Source organism: Bittarella massiliensis (ex Durand et al. 2017) (assembly GCF_009876955.1).
Classification (GTDB): Bacteria; Bacillota; Clostridia; order Oscillospirales; family Ruminococcaceae; genus Bittarella; species Bittarella massiliensis.
In genome coordinates, this window is the sequence record NZ_WWVY01000005.1 from 144,316 (window position 1) to 169,116 (window position 24,801).

Here is a 24,801-nt window from a genome sequence, read left to right on the forward strand (position 1 = left end):
AACACCCCCGCTTTTTGGCGTCTCCCCCTCAGGGAGGCAAAATCACTTACTTGTAAAACGCCCGGAAGGCCCGGTAGGCCATGTAGACGTCCAGTTTGGACACCACCTCGAAGGGCGCGTGCATCGAGAGCACCGGCACCCCCACGTCGATGACGTCCACGTTGAGGTTTGCGATGTAGAGGGCCACCGTCCCGCCGCCGCCGGCGTCGACCTTGCCCAATTCGCCGGTCTGCCAGAGCACGTTCTCCTGCTCCAGCAGCCGCCGCACATAGCCCACATACTCGGCCGATGCGTCGGAGGTGCCGCCCTTGCCGCGGGAACCGGTGAATTTGGTGACCACCACGCCCCGGTTGAGGTAGGCGGTGTTCATCGGCTCGGTCACGTCGGGGAAGGTGGGGTCATAGGCCGCGTTCACGTCGGCCGAGAGGCAGCGGGAATGGGAGAGGACGTCCCGCCCGTTGGCGCCAAAGCAGGCCGCCAGATCGGCCACAAAGTATTTCAGGTAGGAGGAGTTCAGGCCGGTGTTGCCGTCGCTGCCGGTCTCCTCCTTGTCCGCCAGGATGGTGACGGTGGTGTACTCGGGGGACTGGGCGGCCATCTCGGCCATGAGGGCGGTGTAGGCGCAGACCCGGTCGTCGTGGCCGTAGGCGCCGATCATGCTGCGGTCAAAGCCCACGTCCTGCGCCTTGAAGGCGGGCACCATCTCCAGCTCGGCCGAGAGGAAGTCCCGCTCGGTGATGCCGTACTTCTGGGCCAGGATCTGCATGATGTTCAGCTTGACCTTCTCGGACACCTTGTCGTCCAAGAAGGGGCGGCTGCCGATGAGGATGTTCAGCTCCTCCCCCTTGACGCCGTCGCCCAGCGTCCGCTTCATCTGCTCGGCGGCCAGGTGGGGCAGCAGGTCGGTGACGCAAAACACCGGGTCGTCGGCCGACTCGCCCACGCAGACCGGCACCACTTCCCCGCTCTGCTTGACGATGACGCCGTGCAGGGCCAGGGGGATGGCGGTCCACTGGTACTTCTTGATGCCGCCGTAGTAGTGGGTCTTGAAGAGGGCCAGGTCCTTTTCCTCGTAGAGGGGGCGCTGCTTCAGGTCCAGCCGGGGGGAGTCGATGTGGGCGGCGGCGATGTGCACCCCCGCGCTCACCGGCTGGCGGCCGATGGTGCAGGCGATGATGGCCTTGCCCCGGTTGTTGAGAAACACCTTGTCCCCCGGCTGGTAGGCCGTCTGGGGCACAAAGGGGCGGTAGCCGTTTTGCTGCAGCATGGCGGTGACCTGGGCGGCCACCTCCCGCTCGGTCTTGCCGCAGTCGAGAAACTGCTTGTAGTTTTCGCAGAACAGGTCGGCCTGATAGATTTCCTCCGCGCCCACCTTTTCCACACCGTTTCTGTCGTCCATCAAAAGCTGTTTGGCCAGCTCTTGGCCCTGGGACAGCTCGTTCATCACAATCGCTCCTTCCATCTGCGCAGCGCCTCCCCTGCCGCCTCCTTGGCCGCCTGGGGGCCCGCGCTGTTGTCGATCACCCAATCTGCACGGGCGGCGTAAAAGCGGTCCTCCCGCTGGCTCGCCACCCGATTTCTGGCCTGGTTTTCCGATATATTGTCCCTCGCGACGATCCGCTTTATCCGCTCGGCGGCGCTGCAGGTGACGGCCACCAAAAAGCCGCAGAGGTCGGCGGCCCCCGTCTCGATGAGGGTCGCCCCGTCCACGATCAGGGGCATCTCCCCCTCTGGCCAGCCGTCGATGGTCTCCTTTAGGGCCCGCAGGATGCGGGGGTTGACGATCTCGTTGAGGGCGGCCAGCTTTTCCGGGTCGGAAAAGACCAGCGGCCCCAGCTTCCCGCGGTCGATGACCCCGTCCCTGACACAGCCGGGAAAGGCGGCGCCGATTTCCCCTATGCAGGCGGGGTCCCCGTCCATCACCTCTTTGGCAAAGGCGTCGCAGTCGATGGCGGGGCACCCGGCCTCCCGCAGCCAACCGGTAATCAGGGACTTGCCCGCCCCGGTCTGGCCGGTGACGCCGATGACCCGGGCCCTATCCAAGGTCGATCACCTCGAAGGCGGCGGCCCGCAGCAGCCGGTTGTAGACGGCCAGGGCCACCCCCTCCTCTTTGGGGGAGCGGGCGTAGACCGTCTTGGCCCCCAGATCGTCAAAGTCCCGCAGCACCGCAAAGAGGTGTCTGGCCTGCTCCTCGTCCGACTCCCGGTGCCCATAGGGCACCGCCGGCACCGGGAGCGCCCCCTCCTCGCCGTCAAAGCACATGGCGTAGACGCCCGGCCCGGCGTGGTCTTTCAGGTAGGCGCAGTAGGCGGGAAGATCCCCCTTTAAAATCACCACGTTCGCCTTGGGGGAGTAGTGCTTGTACTTCATCCCCGGGGAGGCCGCCACCTCCCCCTCTCTCAGCATGTGGAGGATGGCCGGGGACGCCTCGCAGCGGCCCAGCACCTCCCGCAACTGTTCCAGGGTCACGGCGCCGGGGCGCAGCAGCTCCGGCACCGGGCCGGCCAGGGAGATCACGGTGGACTCCACCCCCACCTGGCAGTCGGGTCCGCAGACGATGCCGTCGATCTTGCCCGTCAGGTCCCGCTGCACGTGGCGGGCGGTGGTGGGGCTGGGATAGCCCGACAGGTTGGCCGAGGGGGCGGCGATGGGCACCCCCGCCAGCTCGATGAGCCGGTGGGCGATGGGGTCGGAGGGCATCCGGACGGCCACCGTGTCGAGCCCCCCCGACACGGTGGCGGAGACCCGCTCGGTCTTGGGGAGGATGATGGTCAGCGGCCCCGGCCAGAAGGCGTCGGTCAGCGCCTGCGCCTCCGGCGGGAAATCGGCGTAGAGCTCCTTTGCCATCTCCACCCGGTCCACGTGGACGATGAGGGGGTTGTCCTGGGGGCGGCCCTTGGCCAAAAAGACGTTTTTGATGGCCTCGTCGCAGTCGATGCTGGCCCCCAGCCCGTAGACCGTCTCGGTGGGGATGGCCACCACCTTCCCCGCCCGCAGCATGGCGGCGGCCTCGGCCAGCTTGGCGTCGTCGCGGGCGACGTCGTCTATGACAAACAGCTTGGTGTCGATCTCACTCACCCCTAATCCTGCGCCTTGAGCTTCTCCGCCTGGTCGGCGGTGATCAGGGCGTCGATGATCTCGTCCAGCGCGCCGTTGAGGATGGCCTCCAACTTGTACAGGGTCAGCCCGATGCGGTGGTCGGTGACCCGCCCCTGGGGGTAGTTGTAGGTGCGGATGCGCTCGGAGCGGTCGCCGGTGCCCACCTGGCTGCGGCGCTCGGCGGCGATCTCCTCCTGCTGGCGGCGCATCTCCCCCTCGAGGATGCGGGAGCGCAGCACCTTCATGGCCTTGTCCTTGTTCTTGTACTGGCTGCGCTCGTCCTGGCACTCCACCACAATGCCGGTGGGCAGGTGGGTGATGCGGATGGCCGACTCGGTCTTGTTGACGTGCTGGCCGCCCGCGCCGCCGGAGCGGTAGGTGTCTATCTGCAGGTCGGTGGGGTTGATGTCCACGTCCACCTCTTCGGCCTCGGGCAGCACCGCCACCGTCACCGTCGAGGTGTGGATACGGCCGGCGGCCTCGGTCTCGGGCACCCGCTGCACCCGGTGCACCCCGCTCTCAAACTTCAGGCGGCTGTACGCCCCGTCGCCGTTGATGGCGAAGCTGATTTCCTTAAAGCCGCCCAGCTCGGTCTCGCTGGCATACATGATCTCGCTCTTCCAGCCCTTCTGCTCGGCGTACATGCTGTACATCCGGTAGAGGGTGTTGGCAAAAAGGGCCGCCTCGTCGCCGCCGGCGCCGCCGCGGATCTCAATGATGACGTTCTTGTCGTCGTTGGGGTCCTGGGGCAGCAGCAGGATGCGCAGCTCTTCCGAGGTCTGCTCCAATTTCTTGCCGCTCTCGTCGAGCTGTTCGAGGACCATCTCTTTAAAGTCCTTGTCCAGCCCACCCTCGTCGAGCATGGCCTTGGCCTCGTCCCGCTCCTGCCGGGCGGCCATGTGCTCGCGGTATTTCTCCACAATGGGGGTCAGCTGTTTGTGCTCCCTCATCAAGTCCCGATAGCGGTTCTGGTCGGTGACCACCGCCGGGTCCATCAGCAGCTCGTTGAGCTGCTCAAAGCGCTCTTCCGCCGAGCGCAGCCGGTCAAACATATCTGCCATATCTCTTCTTCTCCAACTCTCTGTTTTGTATTTTTACCTGTGTGGGAACATAGCATGTTAGAGTGCAGTCGCTACGATCCCCCCTGCGGTCCCTCTTCCCGCGGCAGGGGGAAGAGCTTCTTGATGTTCTTTTCGCACTTGGAGCGGGGCAGCTCCACCACCCGGCCGCAGCCGGTGCACTGGATCTTGAAGTCCATCCCCGCGCGCAGCACAACGAACTCAAAGGAGCCGCAGGGGTGCTTTTTCTTCATCTGCAACCTGTCTCCGACCCGAATGTCCATCTCTCGCCACACGCCCCTTTCCCAAATCAATAACAGCCGAAAAGCCCTTTTGCCGCCGTGGGACAAAAAGGCCGAATTGCCTTCCCTATTATAAAGGGTTTTCCCCGTTTTGGCAATCTTTATCACCGCTTCCAGCAAATTGGGCGGGCGGCTTTCCCGCGGCTCCCGGCGCATATTTCCCGCCCGGGCGCTCATATACTGATACAGTAAGAAAAAAGGAGGGTTTCACGTTGAATTGTTATGCACCGGAAGGCATGCCCTCGGGCAGGCAGCCTGCCCACTTTGACTGCACTGCCAACATTTCCGAAGCCATCGAGTCGGGGGCCGTGCTGGAAGGCATTGTCCAAAAATGCGACAACAGCTACAATCTCTACATAGATCTGGGGGCCGCCATGGGGGTGCTGCCCTTTCGCGAGAGCGCCATCGGCGCCGATTTGGGGAAGGTGCGGGAGATCTCGGTCATCTCCAAGGTCAACAAGCCGGTCTGCTTCTGCATCACCGGGCTGCGCGAGGGGGCCGACGGCAGGCCGGTGGCCGACCTCTCCCGCCGGCTGGTGCAGGAGGCCTGTCAGCGCGACTACCTGGACCGCCTCGCCCCGGGGGACATCATCGACGCGGCCATCACCCATTTCGAGCCCTTCGGCGTCTTTGTGGACATCGGCTGCGGCATCGTCTCCCTCCTCCCCATCGACTGCATCTCCGTCTCCCGCATCGCCCATCCCCGCGACCGCTTCACCCCCGGCCAGTGGCTGCGGGCGGTGGTCTCCGGGCGGGACGGCCTGGGCCGGATCACCCTCACCCACAAAGAGCTGCTGGGCACCTGGATGGAAAACGCCGCCTCCTTCTCCCCGGGGGACACGGTGCCGGGGGTGGTGCGCTCGGTGGAGAGCTACGGTATCTTCATCGAACTGCTGCCCAATTTGGCGGGCCTGGCGGAGGTGCGGGAGGGCATCCACCCCGGAGACACCGTCTCGGTCTACATCAAGAGCATCCTGCCGGAGAAGATGAAGATCAAACTCATCATCATCGACGACTTCCCCGCCGGGTCCTGCCACCAGTCCCGCCCGCCCCTGCACTACTACTGGGAGGGCGATCACATCGACGCCTTTTACTACTCCCCGCCCAGCTGTCCGCGGGAGATCGCCACCGTCTTCACCCCCCCATCCGGCTGCTAGCGCGCCGCCAAAAAAGGAGGGCCGCCAGGGAACACTCCCCGCGGCCCTCTCTCTTTTTACCCCTCTAGGGCGGCCAGCGCCTGCTCGCAGAGCCGGGCGGTCAGGATGTTGTCCCGGCCGCTGGTGAGGGGCTCCTCCCCCGCCTCGCAGCAGCGAAAGAAGTGCTCCACCTCCCCGGCAAACCCCCGCAGCCAGAGGTCCCGCTCGGTCCCCGAGGCCGGGCCCATGCCCGGCGTCCAGAGGCAGTCCCCCTCGCTCACATCCGCCCAGGGGCGGGGAGAGGCGGCGCTCCGGTGGAGGCGCAGTTCGCAGAGGTCCCTGGCCGCCACAAACCCCTCCTCACAGGTGACGCAGACCCATTCTGTCTCCCGGGTCCAGGCGCTCCGGTTTTCCAGGGAGAGGCTCCCCACCGCGCCGCTGGCAAAGCGGAGGGTCAGGGCGTAGGAACGCCCCTTTCCGCCCGAGCGGACGGCCGAGACCTCCCCCACCTCCCCCATCAGGTAGCGCAGCAGGTCCAGATAGTGGATGGCCACGGCGAAGAAGAAGTCGCGGTCGGTCCGGCAAAAGGCCGAGGCGTCCACCGCAAAGGCCGCCTGCACCGAGCAGGGGTCGCCCAGCTCCCCCCGCGAGAGGCAGTCTTTCAGTCGGCGGTAGACCGGGGCGTAGCGCTTCATAAAGGCCACCATCAGCTGCCGGTCCCCCCGCCTCTCCGCCTCGATCTGGCGGGCCTCCTCCTCGCCAAAGCCCAGGGGCTTTTCCACCAGCACCGATTTGCCCGCCCGCAGGCAGTCGCGGACGATGGCCGGCGCGCTCTCCCCCTGGGTGATGACCGCCACCCGCGAGCACCCCTCCCGGGCGAGCATCTCCCGGTAGTCGCCGTAGGCCCGCCCTTCCGGGAAGCCCCACCGCTCCAGGGTCTGGCGGGAGCGCCCGGCGTTGCGGGTGGCCACCGCCGCCACCTCTCCCCCCACCAGCAAAATGGACGGATAGATGTTGGCCCGGGCATGCCGGCCCGCGCCGACGATGCAGATTTCTCTCTCGTTCACTGTAACTCCCCCTCTCTTTTCCTCCATTGTAGGGCATCGGCGCAGAGAAAACAATCGCCCGCTTTCTATTTTCGGGTTTTGTGGTATAATAACCACAAAGTGACCGTTCCGCCGGGGATGGCCGGGCAGATGCGCAAACGGCTTTTTCCCCCTGTTTCACAGCTAAACCCCGCCGCGCTCTCTCCCCTTGCGGCAGAACAGCCACGAAGCGACGTTCTGCCGGGGATGGCGCAGACGCCCTTTCCCCCTGTTTCCCGGCCAAACCCCGCCGCGCGCTTTCCCCTTGCGGCAGAACAGCCACGAAACGACATTCTGCTGAGGATGACTGGGCAGATGCGCAGACGCCCTTTCCCCCTGTTTCACAGCCAAACCCCACCGCGCGCTCGGCGCTTGCGGCGTCCTGGCCGCAGGACGGCGGAGATGACGAGGCGGCCGGGCCGATGCGCAGATGCCTACCCCCTACTCCCCGCCCCGTGCTCCCTCTTTCCCACACCCTCTTCCCCCGCGGCACTGCCGTCAAAGCGGCCATCTCCCCACCCGGTCGGGCGCGCAGTCCTCATCCCTCTCGCCCCGCGGCCAGACGGCCGCATCCAAACGCCATCAAGCCCTTCTTTCCAAAACGGCATTCCGGAGGTCCCCCCATGAACAAGAACAACGCATTCATCCACGGCATCATCCCCGGCGGGCTCACCACCACCAATGAGATTCGGGTGCTGGTCTGCTGGCTGGCCTCCCGCCAGCCGGAGGGGGTGCCCCAAAATCTCCTCATCGACAGCCTGACCCTCGAAGGGCTGGCCAACTATTTTGAAATCACCGCCGCCATCTCCGCCCTGCTGGAAAACGGCCAGGTCGTCCTCGAGGACGACTGCGTCAAGCTGGACGGGGAGGGCCGTCGCGCCGCCGCGCTGCTGGGGGACGAGATCCCCCCCGCCGTGCGGGAGAAAGCCGCCGCCGCCCTCGACCGGATGGTGGACCTGGCCAAGAACAAGAGCGAGACCGACGTGCAGATCATCAAGGTCAGCGACGGCTACGTCGTCCGCTGCAGCGTGCTGGACATCGGCACCGACCTCTTTTCCGTCTCCCTCTTCGCCCCCACCCGGGAGCAGGCCGAGGGGATCCGGGCCCACTTCCTGCAGGACCCGGGGCGGCTCTACCAGTACAACCTCTTCCTCCTCACCGGGGAGGACTACACCGAATAGACGGGACTTTCCTTTCAAAAGGGCCCGGCGGTCAAAACCGCCGGGCCCTTTTTGGCGCGCAGAGGGGGCGTTATTCGGTGTAGCCCCACTCCCCTTCCATCCGCTCGACAAGGGGTTTTAGGTTGGCCACCGTCTCCCGGGAGAGAAAGTGCTCCACCCGCTCCACCTGTTCCAACTGGTGCGGCGAGCGGTTGAGAAGGCAGAAAAAGCGGGCCAGCAGCTGGTGACGCTGCAGGAGATAGCGCCCCTCCTCCTCCCCCTTGGGGGTGAGGGTGACCACCCCGTATCGCTCAAAGGCCACCAGCCCCGCCCCCCGCAGCCGTCCCACCATCTTGGAGGCGGAGGAGGGCTTGACATTCAGCCGTTCGGCCAGGGCCCCCACCCGCGCAAACCCCTCCGCCGCGCAGAGGCGGGCAATCATTTCCAGGTAATCCTCCATAGAAGCGGAGAGCGCAGGGGGATTTTTGAGCGCATAGCCGCTGAGGGTGTAAAAATCGATGTCGCTGTCCATCGGCGCACCTCCCGGTCCCTGTCACCTTTTTTCCCGCCGGCCAATAAGATAGGGGCAGGAAAGAGAGTTTCCTCAAACCAACTTATACCTATTCGGCCGGCGGCCACAATTATGCCGTCCGCCTTGTCAAAGGAGAGAGCACCATGAACTCCATTCAAGACATAGCCCGTCTGGGCGCCCTGAAAGAGGGGCAGACCGCCCGCGTCAAAGACATCCTGCAAGAGGGCACCATGCGCCGCCGCTTACAGGACATCGGCATCATCGAGGGCACCCGCATCAAGTGCCTGCAAAAGAGCTTTTGGGGCGACCCGGTGGCCTACCTCATCCGGGGCGCGGTCATCGCCCTGCGGGAGGAGGACAGCGACCAAATTTTGGTGGAGACCGTCGGCCTTCACCGCGGCACAGAGGGGCTTAAAAGCTAGCCCCCCTCCCCGGCCCCGATCGGGGCGCCGGGGTACATAGATGCGGCGGCCAGAAGTCCTTTTTGCCCGCCGCCTTTTCCTGCAAACCGCAAAAGAGGAGCTGATATTTCATGGGATTAACCGCGCACTCCACCGGCATGGGGGCCGTGGACCAGGGGCTGCAGATCGCCCGCCGCGCCCCCGGCGACCGGGTGATCGCCCTGGCAGGCAACCCCAACGTGGGCAAGAGCACCGTCTTCAACGAACTGACCGGCCTCAACCAGCACACCGGCAACTGGCCGGGCAAGACGGTGGCCACCGCCCAGGGCACCCATACATATAAGGAGACCGACTACATCCTGGTCGACCTGCCCGGCACCTACTCCCTGCTGGCCCACTCGGCCGAGGAGGAGGTGGCCCGCGACTTCATCTGCTTTGGCGGGGCCGACGGGGTGGCCGTGGTCTGTGACGCCACCTGCCTGGAGCGAAACCTCAACCTGGTTTTGCAGACCATCGAGATCACCCCCAACGTGGTGGTCTGCGTCAACTTGATGGACGAGGCCAAGAAAAAGCAGATCGACATCGACCTGGAGCAGCTCTCGCGCAACCTGGGAGTCCCGGTGGTGGGGGCCGCCGCCCGCAGCGGCAAAGGGCTGCGGGAGCTGATGGAGGCCCTCTCGTCGGTCACCCACGAGGGGCGTCCCACCCCGCCCGACCCCATCCGCTACACCGCCCCCATCGAGGCGGCCATCGCCTCCCTGCAGCCCCTGCTGGAGGGGAGGCTGGCGGGCAAACTCTCCTCCCGCTGGGTGGCCCTCAAACTGCTGGACCAAGACGACAGCCTCACCGCCTCCCTGCGCACCCACCTGGGCTTTGACCCCCTGGCCGACCCCGCCGTCGCCGCGGCGCTGGACGGGGCCCGGGCCCGCTTGGCCGCCGAGGGGATCACCCCGGAAGGGCTGCGGGACCGGGTGGCCGCCGCCATCGTCCTCGCCGCCGAGGGCGCCTGCGCCGACAGCGTCACCCTGCGTCGGGCCGAGAGCCGGGACCGGGACCGCAAAATCGACGCGGTCCTCACCAACAAGTGGACCGGTATCCCCATCATGCTGACCCTGTTGGCGGCGGTGTTCTGGCTCACCATCACCGGGGCCAACTACCCTTCCCAGTGGCTCTCGGACGCCCTGTTCTGGGTGCAGGACCGGCTGACCGACCTCTTTGTCTACCTGCACGCCCCCGACTGGCTACACGGTGCACTGGTGCTGGGGGTCTACCGGGTGCTGGCCTGGGTGGTCTCGGTGATGCTGCCGCCCATGGCCATCTTCTTCCCCCTCTTCACCCTGCTGGAGGACTTCGGCTACCTCCCTCGGGTGGCCTTCAACCTGGACCACCAGTTCAAAAAGGCCTGCGCCTGCGGCAAACAGGCCCTGACCATGTGCATGGGCTTTGGCTGCAATGCCGCCGGGATCGTGGGCTGCCGCATCATCGACTCCCCGCGGGAGCGGCTCATCGCCATCATCACCAACAACTTCGTCCCCTGCAACGGCCGCTTCCCCACCCTGATCTCCATCATCACCATGTTCTTCGTGGGGGCCGCCGGGGGCGCCCTCTCCACCGGGCTGTCGGCGGTGGTCCTGCTGGGGGTCATCGTCCTGGGGGTGGTCATGACCTTCTGGATCTCCCGGCTCCTCTCCCACACCATCCTCAAGGGGGTGCCCTCCTCCTTCACCCTGGAACTGCCCCCCTACCGCCGCCCCCAGATCGGCAAGGTGCTGGTGCGCTCGGTCCTCGACCGCACCCTCTTCGTGCTGGGCCGGGCCGTGGCGGTGGCCGCTCCGGCGGGCCTCCTCATCTGGCTGATGGCCAACATCCAGGTGGGGGACGCCAGCGTCCTCCTCCACTGCGCCCACTTCCTGGACCCCTTCGCCCACCTGTTGGGGATGGACGGGGTCATCCTCATGGCCTTCATCCTGGGCTTCCCGGCCAACGAGATCGTGGTGCCCATCATCATCATGGCCTACATGGCCACCGGCAGCCTCACCGACATGTCAAACCTCTTCGCCCTCAAAGACCTGCTGGTACAAAACGGGTGGACCTGGCTCACCGCCGTCTGCACCATGCTCTTTTGCCTGATGCACTGGCCCTGCTCCACCACCTGTCTCACCATCGGCAAGGAGACCAAAAGCCTCAAGTGGACGGCCATCTCCTTCGCCGTCCCCACCCTGGTGGGGATGCTCGTCTGCTTCACCGTGGCCACCGCCGCCCGGCTGCTGGGGCTGGCCTGACCGACACGCCAAAGGAGCGCCCCGGGCACCAGATCTGCCCGGGGCGCTCCCCCTTTTTGCTATCTCCCCGCCTTCCAGCGGCTGCGCGCCAGCAGGGCAAGGGCAACCGCCCCCACGCCGGCGGCCGCCAAAATGGGGGCGCCGCTGGGCCCGCCCCTGCTCATGGCCAGCAGCGAGGGCAGCCCCAACAGCCCCTTTTTGGACACCAGGCTGACCGAGTAGTAGAGCAGCGGGACCATGTACCCCACCACCTGGTTTTTTGCCAGGGCGAGGGCCAGCATCCCCAGTCCCCCCAGAAAGAGGGCCCCGGCAAAGGCGTCAAACCAGTGCAGGGCGCTCACCTGACAGCCGTTTTGCCCCATCCAGCCCACCAGCGCCGCCAGCAGCGCCGCGGCGGCGGCCGCGCCCAGCAGGGCGCGCACCAGGCAGACCCCGACGGCCGGGGTGCGGCGGGCATCGGCCGTCTCCCGCACGCCGCTGTCCAGTTCCGGCGCGCAGACCGGCACCAGCAGCACCACCCCGATCAAAACGGCCCCCATCTCCAGGGGCTGGGCGGCCGCAGCTGCATCCAGTTCCGCCATTCCAAAGAGCACTGGCAGCAGGGCCAGCAACACCAGGGCCAGCAGCAGGGACGGCAGGCTATACCGCCGCCCGTTGACAGCGGCGATGGACGCGTAGCGCTTTCCCCATTCCACCAAATCTCCCCCTTCTCTTTTGCTCTAAAACAAGGCCCGTCAACAGCATCAGCAACAGCCCCGCCAGGGCGTATACCAGGCGGTTGGCCGCGATCTGCGCCAGCCCCGCCCGGTACTCGGCGTACCCCCCCAACCGGTTGTGGCGGATGAGCAGGGACCAGCCGTAGCCCCCCACCAGATCGCCCGCCCCGGCAAAGAGGGAGAGGTACCACCACGCCCCCTGCACGAAGATGGCGATCGGGGTGTCGGTGCACTCGGTGAGGAAGGCCCCCACCCCGGCAGAGACCAGCACCCCCGGCAGGAGCCAGCCCAGGGAGTAGCTGAAAAAGGCGGTGAGGCTGCCGGAGAGGTCGCCGTTTTTGGCCAGCACCACCGCCGTCATCCACCCGGCCAGCACCAGCACCGCCCCCATCACCGTGGCGATCACGGCCCCAAAGCGGGCCGCCGTCAGGGCGAGGGAGGAGACCCGGCGCGACCAGACGGCCTCCCGCGCACCGGCGCGCCGGTCTTTCAGCCAGAGGGCCGCCGCCACAAAGGCGGGGAGCACCGCCAGGGGGATGCCCATGTAGTCGCAAAACAGCCGGGCATAGGCCCCCGTCACCCGGTCCTCCTCCACCATCTGGCGGTACTGTTCCAGCGCCTCTTCATAGCGCAGGGGTTCCCTGCCAAAGCCGGCCAGCTTTTCAGCCGCGTAGGAGGAACCGCCCCCCAACAGCTCGTCGGCCTCTCCCATCAGCCGCACAAAGTCCTCCCTGGCAAGGCCCGGGGCCAGGGTGAGGGAGGGGGCCGTCTCCTCCCCCTGCGGGACCTGCACGGCAAAGGAGCCGTCCGGCTGCCGCTCCCCCCCGCCGACGGCGAAACCGGCGGGCTGGGCGGCCGCGGCCAACTCCTCCTCGCTCCTGCCGGTCAGCTCAGAGAGGAGCTCCCCCATCCGCTCGCGCCCCTCCTCCTTGAGGCGGACGGTTTTGACAAAGCCAAAGGGGTAGGTCTTGTACCGGTTCTCCCCGTACTCCCCCGCCAGGGACTGCAGGGCCGCGGGGATGGCCTTCTCCCAGTCCACCCGGTCGGACGCGCCGTAACTCGCCAGGCCGGGCTGGGGCTCTTCCAGCGGCTTCAGCCCGGCCATGAACTGGGTGGAGAGGAAGGCCAGTAGCGCCGCCACCAGCAGCCAGAAGGGGAGTCCGGTGACCACCCGTCTGCACTCCTTTGTAAAGAGGGACCACCCGCTCATCTCCCCTCACCCCCTCTCTCCTCCTCGGCGAGAAGGGCGAGATAGCCGTCCTCCAACCCGGGCATGCAGGGGGTGGCCGCGGGCAGGGGCGGCCGATCGCCAAGCACCCGGGCGACAAAGCCGCTGCCCTCCTGCAGGGCGGCGGTCACCGAGAACCGCTCCTTGAGCGCTTCCAACTGGGCGCGGCTCACCGAGACCTGGTAGACCTGCCCCTGGGCCCGCTCGGCCAACCCCTCGACCGAGCCGCTGTACAGCAGCCGTCCCCGCTCCAACACGGCGAGGTTTTCGCAGACGGCCTCGATGTCCCCCACGATGTGGGTGGAGAGGAGGACCACCCGGTCGCTGGCCACCTCCCCCAGCAGGTTGCGAAAGCGGATGCGCTCCTCCGGGTCCAGCCCGGCGGTGGGCTCATCCACGATCAGCACCCGGGGGTCGTGCAGCAGCGCCTGGGCGATGCCCAGGCCGCGCGCTGGGAGTAATCCACGGTCAGCTCCCCCGCAAAGCGGACCTGGGCGCTGTGCTGGCGGCGGCTCTCCCGCCGCAGGTGGGCGGCCACCCGGGCGCTGAGCTCCTGCATGGCAAAGGGCTTGCTCACGTAGTCGTCTCCCCCCGCCGAAAAGCCGGCCAGCTTGTCCCCCTCCTCGACCCGGGCGGTGAGAAAGAGGATGGGGCAGGCCAGGAAGTCCCGCACCCGGCGGCAGAGGTCCAGCCCGTTCATCCCCGGCATCGAGACGTCCAGCAGCACCAAATCGGGCCGGCGCTCTAGCAGGGCCAGGGCCTCCTCCCCGCTGGCGGCCGTCAAGACCCGGTAGCCCTCCAGCAAAAAGGCATCCCGCAACATGGCGCGGATGTCGGCCTCGTCGTCCACGATCAGCAGTGTCTCTCCCATCTCACAGCACCCCTTTTTTCAAACAGTCTACTCGGCAATTCTCAACTTTTTATCAATTTCGCGGGCGCCCCCCGCTATCTTTGTAAAGGGGAGGGGGGACAGGCCCTCCTCCCCCCCACGAGTATAGCACATCTCCCCCCTCTCGCCAAAGGGAGCATTTGTATCAATTGACAGACAATGGATTGAAATATCGTGAAATATGTGCAAACTGTACTGATTTCGTTGACCTTTGTCTGTGTTTGCTATACAGTAGAGAAAAAGGGGAGAAATCTCTCTCCCCGCGGTGAGAGGGGGCGCCCTCCCCTCTCTTGACAAGGAGTGACCGCTGTGAAAAACAGATTGAAATTGCTCGAGATCGACCCCCTTCTCGCCCCGTTTGAGGGGGACATCCGCCTGCGGGACGAGCGGTACCGCGGCGTCAAAAAACAGCTGCTGGGCGGCGGGGGCAGCCTCTCCGACTTCGCCAACGGCAGCCTCTACTACGGCTTTCACCCCACCGAAGGCGGCTGGGTCTACCGGGAGTGGGCCCCCCACGCCGAGGCAGTGCACCTCTTTGGCGACTTCAACGGCTGGGACCGGGAGGCCCACCCCTGCCGCAAACTGGAAAACGGCAACTGGGAGCTGCGGGTCAAGGGCCCCGTCCCCCACCAGTCGGAAGTCAAAGTGCAGATCACGGCCGACGGCACCTTCTTTGACCGCATCCCCCTCTATGTGCGCCGGGCGGTGCAGGACCCCCTCACCTTCGGCTTCAACGGGCAGATCTGGTGGCCCGACGAGCCCTTTGTCTGGACCGACGGCGACTTTGTGCGCCGGCGGGACACCCCGCCCCTCATCTACGAGTGCCACGTGGGGATGGCCGGGGAGGAGCCCAAAGTCTCCTCCTTCCGGGAGTTCACCGAGACCGTCCTCCCCCGGGTCAAGCGGCTGGGCTACAACACGGTGCAGTTGATGGCGGTGATGGAACACCCCTACTACGCCTCCTTCGGCTACCAGATCTCCAACTTCTTTGCCGTCTCTTCCCGGCTGGGCACGCCGGAGGACCTGAAGGCGCTCATCAACACCGCCCACGGGATGGGGATCGCCGTCCTTTTGGATCTGGTGCACTCCCACGCGGCCAAAAACACCGCCGAGGGGATCGCCGCCTTCGACGGCACCGAGTACCAGTTTTTCCACGCCGGGCCCCAGGGGGACCACCCCGCCTGGAACACCAAGCTCTTTGACTACGGCAAGCCCCAGGTGCTCCATTTCCTCCTCTCCAATTTAAAATACTGGCTCACCGAGTACCACTTCGACGGCTTCCGCTTCGACGGGGTCACCTCCATGCTCTACCACGACCACGGCCTGGGGGAGAGCTTTGACTCCTATCAAAAATACTTCAGCATGAACACCGACGTGGAGGCGGTCACCTATCTGCAACTGGCAAACGACCTCATCCGCGAGGTCTCGCCGAACGCCGTCACCGTCGCCGAGGACATGAGCGGGATGCCGGGGATGTGCGTCCCCATCGCCGACGGGGGGATCGGCTTTGACTACCGCCTCTCCATGGGGGTGCCCGACTTCTGGATCAAGACCCTCAAGTCCCAGAAGGACGAGGACTGGGACCTGGGCAAGATGTGGTTTGAACTCACCACCCGCCGCCCGCAGGAGAAAAACATCGGCTACTGCGAGAGCCACGACCAGGCCATGGTGGGGGACAAGACCCTCATCTTCTGGCTGGCGGACGCGGAGATGTACTGGCACATGGACCTAAACTCCCACAGCGACGTCATCGAGCGGGCCATCGCCCTGCACAAAATGATCCGGCTGGTGACCTTCTCCCTGGCGGGGGAGGGCTATCTCAACTTCATGGGCAACGAGTTTGGGCACCCCGAGTGGATCGACATGCCCCGGGAGGGCAACGGCAACAGCTACCAGTACGCCCGCCGCCAGTGGAGCCTGGCCGACAGCCCCTTCCTTCGCTACCAGCACCTGCAGGCCTTTGACATGGCCATGATCGACCTGCAAAACAGCGGCAACCTGCTGGGCGCCCCCTCCAACCTGCAAACACTCAGCCACAACCGCAAGCTGCTGGTCTACCGCCGGGGCGACTACCTTTTCGCCCTCAACTTCCACCCCGTGAACGACTGCAAGACCAAGCTCCCCCCGCCGGAGAAGGGCCGGGTCTGGCAGCCGGTGCTCCACACCGCCGAAACGCGTTTCGGCGGCTGGATGGAGAGCGGCGACCTCCCCCCCGCCGGGCCGGAGCCCCTCTTCCTCCCCCGCCGCAGCGGGGTGGTCTACAAACTGTCGTAACGGCAGGCCCGGCTGGCACAGCATCCGGCCGGCCGTGAGAAAGGAGTGCTTTTCCTTGAAAAAATCGGTCAAACAGCCCGCCGGGCTGGTCAAGTCCTCCAAGTCCATCGCCCGCTCGCTGGCCTTTGTGGGCTCGGTCGTCTCGGTGGGGGCGGTGGTGGTCTCCGCGGTGGGCGGCCTCTTTGCCTACAAACTCTACCGCACCCTCTCCGCCGCGCAGAAAGCCCTTCCCAAGATGGAGCGGGCGGCGGAACTCTACATCGCCCAGAGCGCCCGGGAGGGGGAAGACGCCTCCCCCCGGCTTGACCCGTAACTGCAAAACGCCCCTTCCGCCCCGCCGGGTCGCCCCCGGCGGGGCGGTTTTCTTTTCCCCTCCCACTCGCCGCCCAAAACGCGCCCGGACAGGGGACCATTTCTTCCAATCTTTTCAAAACAGGCTGCATGAACTTTGCGGGTTTATTTTGTGCACCTTTTATAGTCCCCCTTCCCGCTCGCCCCTCTCCCCGCCCCCTCGGCCCGCCCGGGGAGCGGGTTTGTCCCCCTTTTGTCACCACAGGGGAAGAGGGGGCGGATTTCGGTGACCGTTTTGTGAAAACAAAATAAAAGAATTGCCGCATCTCCCCCCGCCGTGTAAAATGTTGATAGATTGTGTGTTTTTCAAAGGCCACCCAAGAGATTAGAATGCGGAGGAATGGGAAGATGAATCGCGATTATGTCTACAAGTCCCAGGACATTGTCAACGAGGTAAAAAAAGCCGTGATCGGCAAAGACGACGTGGTCACCAAGGTCATGCTTGCAGTGCTGGCCCGTGGCCACGTTTTGTTGGAGGACATCCCCGGCGTGGGCAAGACCACCCTGGCGGTGGCCTTCTCCAAGGCCATGAACCTGAACTACAACCGGGTGCAATTCACCCCCGACGTCATGCCCTCGGACGTGACCGGCTTCTCCATCTACGACAAGGAAAAGCAGGAGTTTGTCTACAAGCCCGGCGCGGCCATGTGCAACCTCTTTTTGGCCGACGAGATCAACCGCACCTCCTCCAAGACCCAGTCGGCCCTGCTGGAGGTGATGGAGGAGGGCAGCATCACCGTGGACGGGGTCACCCGCCAGACCCCCCGGCCCTTTGTGGTCATCGCCACCGAAAACCCCATCGGCTCGGTGGGCACCCAGCTGCTGCCCGAATCGCAGCTCGACCGCTTTGCCGTCTGCCTCACCATGGGCTACCCCGACGCGGAGAGCGAGCTGAACATCCTGCGCGACCGCAAGGGCCACAACCCCCTCGACGACATCGAACCCATCGCCGACGGCGAGGAGATCATGGCCATGCAAAACGAGGTGGACGAGGTGCACGTGCACGACGACATCTACCGCTACATCACCGAGATCGCCGCCGCCACCCGCAACCACCCCGACCTGCGGCTGGGCCTCAGCCCCCGCGGCACCCTGGCGGTGGCCAAGATGGCCCGCGCCAACGCCTACTACCTGGGGCGCGAATACGTGGTGCCCGACGACGTGCGCGCCGTCCTCAAGGCCACAGCCGGGCACCGGGTGCTGCTCACCTCCAAGGCGGGGGTGGCCGGGCTGACCGGCGGCGACATCCTGGAGAAGATCCTCGGGGAGATCGAGCCCCCCTCCATCCAGCAGCCGGCCCGCCCCCGGCGGGACCGCTAGGGGCCGGGCGCCATGTGGTTTCGCAAATGCGTCTACGGCCTGCTGGTGGTGGGGATGGCCCTCTTCTCGGTCTTTTACAAGGACTACCTCTCCTACCTGACCTTTGCCATCACCCTGCTGCTGCCGCTGCTGCTCTACATCCTGCTGCAGGTGGCGGTGCGCTACACCAAGATCTCTCTGGCCTGCGAGCACTACTCGGTGGTGGCGGGGGACTTGCAGACACTGCACATCAAGGCGCGGGTGCGCTCCTTCCTGCCGGTGTCCGAGTGCCGGGTGACCCTGGTCTGCCGGCACCAGTACTACGGGGGGGAAGACGTGCAGACGGTGGTCTTTCCCCTCTTCCCCCTCAACCGGCAGGACTTCACCTTCCCCATCCGGGCCCTCTACGACGGCAACGCCGTCATCGAGGTGCGCTCCATCGTCTACTTCGACGCCTTCAAGCTCTGGAAGCGCCGGGCCAAAGAGCTGCCCGACCCGGTGCCCTTCACCGTGATGCCGGTGATCTATGAAATCGAGTCCAACATGGCCCAGCGCCACGCCCTGGGCGAGAGCGACACCTTCGACCAGAACCGCTTCGGTGACGACTACTCCGAGACCTTCGGCATCCGCGACTACCAGCCGGGCGACAAGCTGCAGCGCATCCACTGGAAGCTGACGGCCTCGCAGGGCCGGTTCATGGTGCGCCAGGGCAGCTACCCCCTGCAAAACGCCCCCCTGCTGCTGCTCGAACTCTGGGCCGACCCCAGCCGCCCCCGCTATAAAAAGGAGTTGAGCGCCGCCCTGGACGCCTGCGCCTCCCTCTCCTTCTACCTGCTGGACCAGGTGGGGGAACACCAGCTCTGCTGGTGCGACGAGAGCGGGCTGCACCGCTACCCCGTCCGGGCGGAGGAGGAGGTGCTCGACGCCCTGCAACAGGTCTTTGGCGCCAAGCCCTACGCCGACCGGCCGCACATGCTGCAAGACTACTACCTCGACCAGTTGGCGGGGACCGAGCCCTACGCCTTCTACGTCACCCCGAATCTGACGGAGGAGGTGGCCAAGGACGACCGGCTGCGCAGCTTTGGCGACAGCTTCACCATCTTCTACACCAACCCCGACGGGGGGGAACAGGCCCAGGGGCCGGGGCTGGTGCCCATCGACCCCGACCAGGTGGGCGCGAGCCTGCAAAATCTAATGCTGTAAGGAGGGCCCTGTCTTGTCAAAAAAATCCGCTTCCCGCGCGCCCTCCCGGCGCAAGGACGTCGAGCCCGGGCAGAACAGCGGCCTCTTCTTTCAAGAGGGCGCCTCCCTCGCCTTCCGCTGGGAGGTCCCGGGCTTCAGCTATTTTGCCACCATCGTGCTGGCCTTTCTCTGCCTGCTGGGCTTTGCCAGCACCTTCTCGACCATCTACAAAATCGACCAGTCCCACTCCAACTTGATGTTGGGGGTGGCGGTCTTCCCCCTGCTCTTCGGGCTCATCTACTTCAACAAGTACACCACCCGCATCGGCCTCCCCATCGCCTTTGCCGGCTTTGCCGGGGTCTGTGTCTGGATGGGGGACCGCCTGATCCCCAGCGCCTACATGGCCTACAACGCCCTGGCGGCGCGGATCAACACCCGCATCCCCACCGAACTGCCCTATGTCTCCTACTCCTTTGCCGAGACCGACAGCTCCGACCTCTGTTTCATGCTGGTCTTCTTCCTCCTCTCCGCTGGCATCTGCTGGTTCATCCTCCGCCGGCCCAGCCTGCCCATGGTGCTGCTCCTGAGCTTCCCCGTCATCGAGGTGGGGATGTTCGTGGGGCTGGTGCCCGCCTACTTCTCCTTTTTGCTGCTGGTGGCGGCCTACGCCGGCATCGGCGCCATGCAGGTGGTGCGCCAGCGCCGGGGGGAGGGGGAGTTCATCCGCCCCAAAAAGAAAAAGGATGTCCTCTTTTACAACGGCGGGCACCGCAAGTGGCTCTCGATGATCGTCTCGGTCATCCTGATCGCCGCCGTCTGCCTGAGCATGGGCGGGGCCACCGCCCTGCTCACCCCGGCCCTCTACGACTCGACGGCGGTGCAGAACTTCCGCGACGACATGGCCGAGGCGTTGGAGGACTTCCCCCTCAGCGGCAATTTCGGGGGCGCTTCCGGCGGGCTGACCGGCGGCAAGCTCTACGAGGTGGACGGCCTGCGCTACACCGGCCAGACGGCCCTGCGGGTCACCGGCCCCTATTTTGGCGACGCCTTCTACCTGCGGGGCTTTGTGGGGGGCGAGTACATCGGCACCGCCTGGCTCCCCGCCGACATGGCCAGGGAGACCCAGCTCACCCAGGAGATGTACGACACCTTTGAGGCCAGCGGCAGCCACCCCCAAAACCTGCAGGGGGAGACCGTCTCCCTGGCCCGCAAGGCCTTCAGCAACCAGGTAAAGCGCAGCGTTCTCTCCCACGTGAAGGTCGAAAACCGGGGCGCCAATTCCGATTACACCTACACCCCCTACAACGGCCTTTTCAGCGAGGACAACGTCACCTTCTCGGGGGAGGCAAACGTCTCGGTCAAGAGCAAAAAACGCAAGTACGAATTCGACTACTTTGCCCTGCCCAGCATGTTGGAGGTGGGGAGCCTGCGCCACGACGCCGCCTCGGCCAGCGACGACCCCGCCGATTACACCGAGCGCCTCGCCGCCTACGAGGCCTATGTCCACCAGACCTACACCGAGCTGCCCGACGAGGGGCTCTCCAGCATCCGCACCGCCTGCACCCCCGAAAAGTACCAGGAGCTGGGCGGGCTCGAGGGGTACTCCAAATACGTCCGCACCCTGCTGCAGTCGAACAAGATCTACGATATGAACCCGGGCAAGGTGCCCGAGGGCGAGGACTTCATCACCTACTTCTACGACCAGATGGACGGCGGCTTCTGCGTCCACTACGCCTCGGCGGCGGTGGCCATGTTCCGGGCCGCCGGCGTCCCCGCCCGGTATGTGGAGGGGTACTTGGTCAAGGGCGACACCTTCTCCAGCGGCAAGGACGCAGGGGACCAACTGGTCTACGACATCGGCGGCGAAGCCATCTCCAACCCCGCCCGCCAGGTGGATGTGCTGGATTACAGCGCCCACGCCTGGGCCGAGGTCTATGTGGACGGCTACGGCTGGATCCCCATGGAGATGACCACCACCTTCCGCGACCCCTACGACGGGTACAGCTATCCCCTCCTCTCGGGCGACCGCTCCCCGCTGGAGAGCGAGGGAGACCCCAAGGCGGAGGAGAATGTGGGCGGGGTGGACGGCCCCCAGACCATGCAGGAGAAGTTCCTGGGCTTCCGCTTCGGGGACACCTGGCTCGGCCGGCTCCCCCTCTACCTGATGATCCCCCTCTTTGTGGGGGCGCTGCTCGCCCTCTTCCTCGCCGCCCTCCTCCTGCGCGCCGGCATCGTCCGCGCCAGGCGCGCCGGCCGGTACCGCCGGGCCGACGACACCCAGAAGATCCTGCTCGACTACGGGCGGCTGGAGCGGGTGCTGCGCTACCTGGGCGAGGACAACCGGCAGCATCTGCCGGTGGACGAGTACGCCGCCTCCCTGCAGATCCGCCACCTGACGGTGCGCGAGGGCGACTTCGCCAAGGCCCTGGAACTGGCGCAGAAAGCCCGCTTCTCCAAGGGCGGCTGCACCGCCGAGGAGCGCCGATGGATGGAGGCGTTTGTGGCGCATTTCAGCAAACGGGTGTACAAAGACCTGTCGCTGCCCAAACAGTTCTCCTTCCGCCTGCTCCACCTCAGCTAGACCCCATCTGTTCATCACAGCGCAGGGAGGGGGCGCGGCTCTTTGAGCCGCGCCCCCTCCCTCTCTCTTTTTGGCCGGTCACCGCCTGCACATCCTCTGCAGTTGGGCGGTGTCCAGCAGGTTCACCGTCTGAAAGACCCCCTTGTAAAAGACGGCCCAGTTGTTGAACGCGCAGGGCAGCTCCTTGGCCTTTTGCAGGCTGTCCACCTGGATGAGGGACACCGGCAGGCCGTTCTCGCGGCAGTAGGCCTCCACCCGCTCCACGCTTCTCGCAACGTAGGGGCACTGCATGTCGTAGTAGACGATCAGCTCCTCACCCTCGATGCGCTCCCTCTTGGCGTTCGGCGCAAAGGAGGGCGCCGTCCCGTCAAAGGAGAGGGCCAGCAACTCGTACCCGCTGGCGGTGGTGTCCACCACCTCAAAGCCAAACCCCTTGGCGAAGGCCTGGTCGGAGAGCCAGGACTTCTGCTTGCTCGCCCCGAGCATGCAGACGCCGGAGCGCCCCCTTTTCCGGGCGTCCGCCAGGCAGTACTCCATCAGGGCGCGCCCGTACCCCTTGCCCCGGTGGGCGCCGGTGACCCACAGGCAGTACAGGTAGTCGTAGTTTTCGCCGATCACCGGGACCCAGGCCGTCTCCAGGGGCGCGTACTCGATGAAGACGGTGGCCTTTGCCTCGTCCAGCTTGCGAAAGACGTGCCCCTCCTTCAGCCGCTGTGCGAGCCACTGCCGCTTTGCCTCCACCCCCGGGTGGACCACCTTGCTGCGAATGATGCAGCACAGGTGCTCGTCGGCGAGGTTTTCCTCCGTTAAGTTGATAAAACGCCCTTCCATCTGCGCCCCTCCCCCTTCTCTCGCCGGCCCACCCTTCTTCGGGCGGGCCAGTCTCTTTTGACCAGGATAGCACATCTGCCCGCCCCCCTCAACCCGGCTCTCCCCCTTTTTCGACAGGGCGCGCAGACAGGCCGGTGCCCTGCGCGCGATTTTATGGTATAATGTCTTTTATATAGCCGTAGATCCGGACTGGTCGGGCAGATGCACAAACTGCCTTTGTCCCCACCTCTACGGCCAGCATCGCCACGCGCTTTGCATTTGTAGCCTTCACCGCCCCAGTGCGACTGTAAATCCGAAACAGCCGGGCAGACACACAGGTCGCCTCTATTCCCCACCTCATGGCCAGCACCGCCACACACTTTGCGCTTGTGGGCTTCCTTACCGCTGCACGGCCGTAAAGTTGGGCTAGCCGGGCAGACACGCAAACTGCCTCTGTTCCCCACCTTCGCGACCAACACCGCAGCGCACTTTGCACTTGCAGACTTCCCTACCCCAGCGCGACCGCGAAGTCAAAATAGCCGGGCAAACATGCAAACCGTCTCTGCACCCACATCATGGCCAGCACCGCAGCGCACTTTGCACTTACAGACTTCCCGCCCCAGCGCGACCGCGAAGTTAAGACGGCCGGACTGACACACACACCGCCTCTGTCCCTGCCTCCACGACCAGCGCCGCCGCACACGTTGTGCTTTGTAGGCTTCCCCGCCCCGGCGCGACTGTAAATCTGTGTAGGCCGGGCAGACACGCAAACCGCCTCTGCCCCCGCCTCATAGCCAATGCCATCACGCGCTTTGCGCTTGTGATATAATAACCGTGACCCTTCAATGACCGAAAACATCTTTCCCGGCTTCCCCGCACCGGGACGGGTGGGACCACTTTCCCACCGCCCCGCCTGCGGGGGCAGCCTCTCTCCCCGCAGGGAGGAGCGCCGCCCAGAGCCATCCTTTCCCGCCCCCGCGGCCAGTCTCTTTTTTGGGGGGCACACATCACCGGGCCCCGGCCCGCCACAATGGGGTATTGACTGAAATGCTGAAGAAAAACGACGAACTGGAACTGCTCATCACCGGCACCACCCACGACGGCAGCGGGGTGGGCCGGCATGAGGGCTTTGCCCTCTTTGTATCCGGCGCCATCGAGGGGGAGCGGGTGCAGGTGCGGGTGCTCAAGCTGCTGAAAAACTACGGCTTTGCCCGGCTGCTGGCGGTGCTGGAGCCCAGCCCCGACCGGATCGACAGCGACTGCGCCCTCTGGCCCCGCTGTGGGGGGTGCGTCTACCGGCAGATGACCTACCGCAAGGAGCTGTCCATCAAGACAGCGGCGGTGGAGAGCTGCCTGAAAAAGGGGGCGGGGATGGAGCGCATCCTTCCCCCCTGCCTCCCCAGTCCCCGGCGGGAGGGGTATCGCAACAAGTGCCAGCTCCCGGTCGGCCTCGACCGGGATGGGCGGGTGGTCTGCGGCTACTACGGCAAAAACAGTCACCGCATCGTCCCCCTGCAGAGCTGTTCCCTCCACCCCCCTGTCTTTGACCGGATCGCCGCCAGCTTCTGCCGCTTTTTGGAGAGCCACAAGATTTCGGTCTACAACGAGGAAAACCAGCGCGGGCTGGTGCGCCACCTCTGCCTGCGCCTGGCCCAAAAGACCGGGCAGATCATGATGACGGTGGTCATCAACGGGGACCGGCTGCCCCACAGCGGCCAGCTGGTGGACGCCCTCACCCGCCAATTTCCCGACATCCGCAGCATCTATCTCAACCACAACCGCCGGGCCACCAACGTGATCATGGGGCAGGAGTGCACCCTCCTCTGGGGGGAGGAGCGGATCGTGGACGAGCTCTGCGGCATCCGCCTGGCCCTCTCGCCCCTCTCCTTCTACCAGGTCAACCGGGACGCGGCGGAGACCCTCTACACCCTCGCCGCCAAGATGGCCCAGTTGAGCAGGGAGGACATCCTCCTCGACCTCTACTGCGGGGTGGGCTCCATCGGCCTGACCATGGCCGGCCAGGTCAAAGAGGTGTACGGGGTGGAGGTCGTCCCCGCCGCGGTGGAGGACGCCCGGAAAAACGCCGCCCTGAACGGCATTGAAAACGCCCAGTTCATCTGCGGCGACTGCAAGGACGCGGTGGACTACTTCGCCCAAAACGGCATCTCCCCCACCGCGGTGGTCCTGGACCCGCCCCGCAAGGGCTGCGACGTCCACGTCATCGACGAGGTGACCCGCCTCGCCCCCGACCGGGTGGTGATGATCTCCTGCAACCCGGCCACCATGGCCCGGGACGTGGCCCTCTTTGCCGAGCGGGGCTATACCGCCCAACAGATACAGCCGGTGGACCTCTTCCCCCGCACCTCCCATGTGGAGTGCGTGGTGCTGCTCTCCAAAGCCGGCGACTGATGATCC

The 24,801-nt window shown here is 65.6% G+C and carries 22 protein-coding genes; 10 read left to right on the top strand and 12 right to left on the bottom strand.

Annotated elements, in window-relative coordinates:
- Window positions 1-46 precede the first annotated feature (46 nt).
- The 5 genes from GT748_RS07760 to GT748_RS07780 form a co-directional block, all read right to left on the bottom strand.
- Complete coding sequence (locus GT748_RS07760; protein ID WP_353590444.1) at window positions 47-1,462, bottom strand: aminopeptidase; 1,416 nt, start codon at window positions 1,460-1,462, stop codon at window positions 47-49.
- Window positions 1,444-2,043 (bottom strand): dephospho-CoA kinase, encoded by a 600-nt coding sequence (gene coaE / locus GT748_RS07765; protein ID WP_021659752.1) that lies wholly within the window; start codon window positions 2,041-2,043, stop codon window positions 1,444-1,446. The genes GT748_RS07760 and coaE overlap by 19 nt, the downstream gene beginning before the upstream one ends.
- A complete protein-coding gene (locus GT748_RS07770) occupies window positions 2,036-3,079 on the bottom strand; it encodes an L-threonylcarbamoyladenylate synthase (RefSeq protein ID WP_021659751.1) in 1,044 nt (347 codons plus the stop codon). The genes coaE and GT748_RS07770 overlap by 8 nt, the downstream gene beginning before the upstream one ends.
- Before the next feature lie 2 nt (window positions 3,080-3,081).
- On the bottom strand, window positions 3,082-4,152 hold the full coding sequence (prfA, locus tag GT748_RS07775) for a peptide chain release factor 1 (protein ID WP_044992721.1): 1,071 nt from the start codon (window positions 4,150-4,152) through the stop codon (window positions 3,082-3,084).
- An 80-nt stretch (window positions 4,153-4,232) separates the two neighbouring features.
- The gene (locus GT748_RS07780) at window positions 4,233-4,442 is read right to left on the bottom strand and encodes a DUF951 domain-containing protein (protein WP_044992719.1); all 210 of its coding nucleotides are present in this window, start codon (window positions 4,440-4,442) and stop codon (window positions 4,233-4,235) included.
- Window positions 4,443-4,672: 230 nt separating this feature from the next.
- Here GT748_RS07780 and GT748_RS07785 point away from each other — a divergent pair, with 230 nt between their 5' ends.
- Window positions 4,673-5,617, top strand: a complete 945-nt coding sequence (locus tag GT748_RS07785) for a S1 RNA-binding domain-containing protein (RefSeq protein WP_243148047.1) — start codon at window positions 4,673-4,675, stop codon at window positions 5,615-5,617.
- A gap of 56 nt (window positions 5,618-5,673) precedes the next feature.
- On the opposite strand, the gene GT748_RS07790 is transcribed toward GT748_RS07785, so the two are convergent.
- On the bottom strand, window positions 5,674-6,663 hold the full coding sequence (locus tag GT748_RS07790) for a Gfo/Idh/MocA family protein (protein ID WP_044992717.1): 990 nt from the start codon (window positions 6,661-6,663) through the stop codon (window positions 5,674-5,676).
- Between the two features lie 641 nt (window positions 6,664-7,304).
- Between GT748_RS07790 and GT748_RS07795 the strand changes: the two genes are divergently transcribed.
- The gene (locus tag GT748_RS07795) at window positions 7,305-7,862 is read left to right on the top strand and encodes a DUF4364 family protein (RefSeq protein ID WP_161222330.1); all 558 of its coding nucleotides are present in this window, start codon (window positions 7,305-7,307) and stop codon (window positions 7,860-7,862) included.
- Between the two features lie 70 nt (window positions 7,863-7,932).
- Here the strand turns inward: GT748_RS07795 and GT748_RS07800 are convergent, their stop codons facing one another.
- Window positions 7,933-8,373, bottom strand: a complete 441-nt coding sequence (locus tag GT748_RS07800; RefSeq protein WP_021659744.1) for a metal-dependent transcriptional regulator — start codon at window positions 8,371-8,373, stop codon at window positions 7,933-7,935.
- Window positions 8,374-8,516: 143 nt separating this feature from the next.
- On the opposite strand from GT748_RS07800, the gene GT748_RS07805 reads away from it, so the two are divergent.
- Complete coding sequence (locus GT748_RS07805; protein ID WP_021659743.1) at window positions 8,517-8,795, top strand: FeoA family protein; 279 nt, start codon at window positions 8,517-8,519, stop codon at window positions 8,793-8,795.
- Window positions 8,796-8,905: 110 nt separating this feature from the next.
- The gene (gene feoB / locus GT748_RS07810; protein WP_021659741.1) at window positions 8,906-11,056 is read left to right on the top strand and encodes a ferrous iron transport protein B; all 2,151 of its coding nucleotides are present in this window, start codon (window positions 8,906-8,908) and stop codon (window positions 11,054-11,056) included.
- Window positions 11,057-11,115: 59 nt separating this feature from the next.
- On the opposite strand, the gene GT748_RS07815 is transcribed toward feoB, so the two are convergent.
- The 4 genes from GT748_RS07815 to GT748_RS07830 are packed head-to-tail and all read right to left on the bottom strand — an operon-like array spanning window position 11,116 to window position 13,871.
- Window positions 11,116-11,751: a hypothetical protein gene (locus GT748_RS07815; RefSeq protein ID WP_073260963.1), complete on the bottom strand. Its 636-nt coding sequence runs from the start codon at window positions 11,749-11,751 to the stop codon at window positions 11,116-11,118.
- Window positions 11,696-12,982, bottom strand: coding sequence for a hypothetical protein (locus GT748_RS07820; protein ID WP_021660210.1), 1,287 nt, complete (start codon window positions 12,980-12,982; stop codon window positions 11,696-11,698). Before GT748_RS07820 ends, GT748_RS07815 begins: the two co-directional genes overlap by 56 nt.
- Window positions 12,979-13,407, bottom strand: a complete 429-nt coding sequence (locus tag GT748_RS07825) for a hypothetical protein (RefSeq protein WP_021660209.1) — start codon at window positions 13,405-13,407, stop codon at window positions 12,979-12,981. The genes GT748_RS07820 and GT748_RS07825 overlap by 4 nt, the downstream gene beginning before the upstream one ends.
- Window positions 13,401-13,871: a response regulator transcription factor gene (locus GT748_RS07830; RefSeq protein WP_021660208.1), complete on the bottom strand. Its 471-nt coding sequence runs from the start codon at window positions 13,869-13,871 to the stop codon at window positions 13,401-13,403. The genes GT748_RS07825 and GT748_RS07830 overlap by 7 nt, the downstream gene beginning before the upstream one ends.
- Window positions 13,872-14,198: 327 nt before the next feature.
- Between GT748_RS07830 and GT748_RS07835 the strand changes: the two genes are divergently transcribed.
- The 5 genes from GT748_RS07835 to GT748_RS07855 all read left to right on the top strand — a co-directional run bounded on the left by GT748_RS07835 (window position 14,199) and on the right by GT748_RS07855 (window position 21,576).
- The gene (locus GT748_RS07835) at window positions 14,199-16,163 is read left to right on the top strand and encodes an alpha-amylase family glycosyl hydrolase (RefSeq protein WP_044992953.1); all 1,965 of its coding nucleotides are present in this window, start codon (window positions 14,199-14,201) and stop codon (window positions 16,161-16,163) included.
- A gap of 55 nt (window positions 16,164-16,218) precedes the next feature.
- Entirely contained in the window at window positions 16,219-16,476 is a 258-nt protein-coding gene (locus GT748_RS07840; RefSeq protein WP_044992952.1) for a hypothetical protein, read from the top strand.
- A gap of 386 nt (window positions 16,477-16,862) precedes the next feature.
- Window positions 16,863-17,834 (top strand): AAA family ATPase, encoded by a 972-nt coding sequence (locus GT748_RS07845; protein WP_161213413.1) that lies wholly within the window; start codon window positions 16,863-16,865, stop codon window positions 17,832-17,834.
- 12 nt (window positions 17,835-17,846) lie between these two features.
- A complete protein-coding gene (locus tag GT748_RS07850; protein WP_021660202.1) occupies window positions 17,847-19,016 on the top strand; it encodes a DUF58 domain-containing protein in 1,170 nt (389 codons plus the stop codon).
- A 13-nt stretch (window positions 19,017-19,029) separates the two neighbouring features.
- Window positions 19,030-21,576: a transglutaminase-like domain-containing protein gene (locus tag GT748_RS07855; RefSeq protein WP_021660201.1), complete on the top strand. Its 2,547-nt coding sequence runs from the start codon at window positions 19,030-19,032 to the stop codon at window positions 21,574-21,576.
- A 78-nt stretch (window positions 21,577-21,654) separates the two neighbouring features.
- On the opposite strand, the gene GT748_RS07860 is transcribed toward GT748_RS07855, so the two are convergent.
- The gene (locus GT748_RS07860) at window positions 21,655-22,407 is read right to left on the bottom strand and encodes a GNAT family N-acetyltransferase (protein ID WP_021658973.1); all 753 of its coding nucleotides are present in this window, start codon (window positions 22,405-22,407) and stop codon (window positions 21,655-21,657) included.
- 1,026 nt (window positions 22,408-23,433) lie between these two features.
- On the opposite strand from GT748_RS07860, the gene rlmD reads away from it, so the two are divergent.
- Window positions 23,434-24,795, top strand: a complete 1,362-nt coding sequence (gene rlmD / locus GT748_RS07865) for a 23S rRNA (uracil(1939)-C(5))-methyltransferase RlmD (RefSeq protein WP_021658968.1) — start codon at window positions 23,434-23,436, stop codon at window positions 24,793-24,795.
- Window positions 24,796-24,801 lie beyond the last annotated feature (6 nt).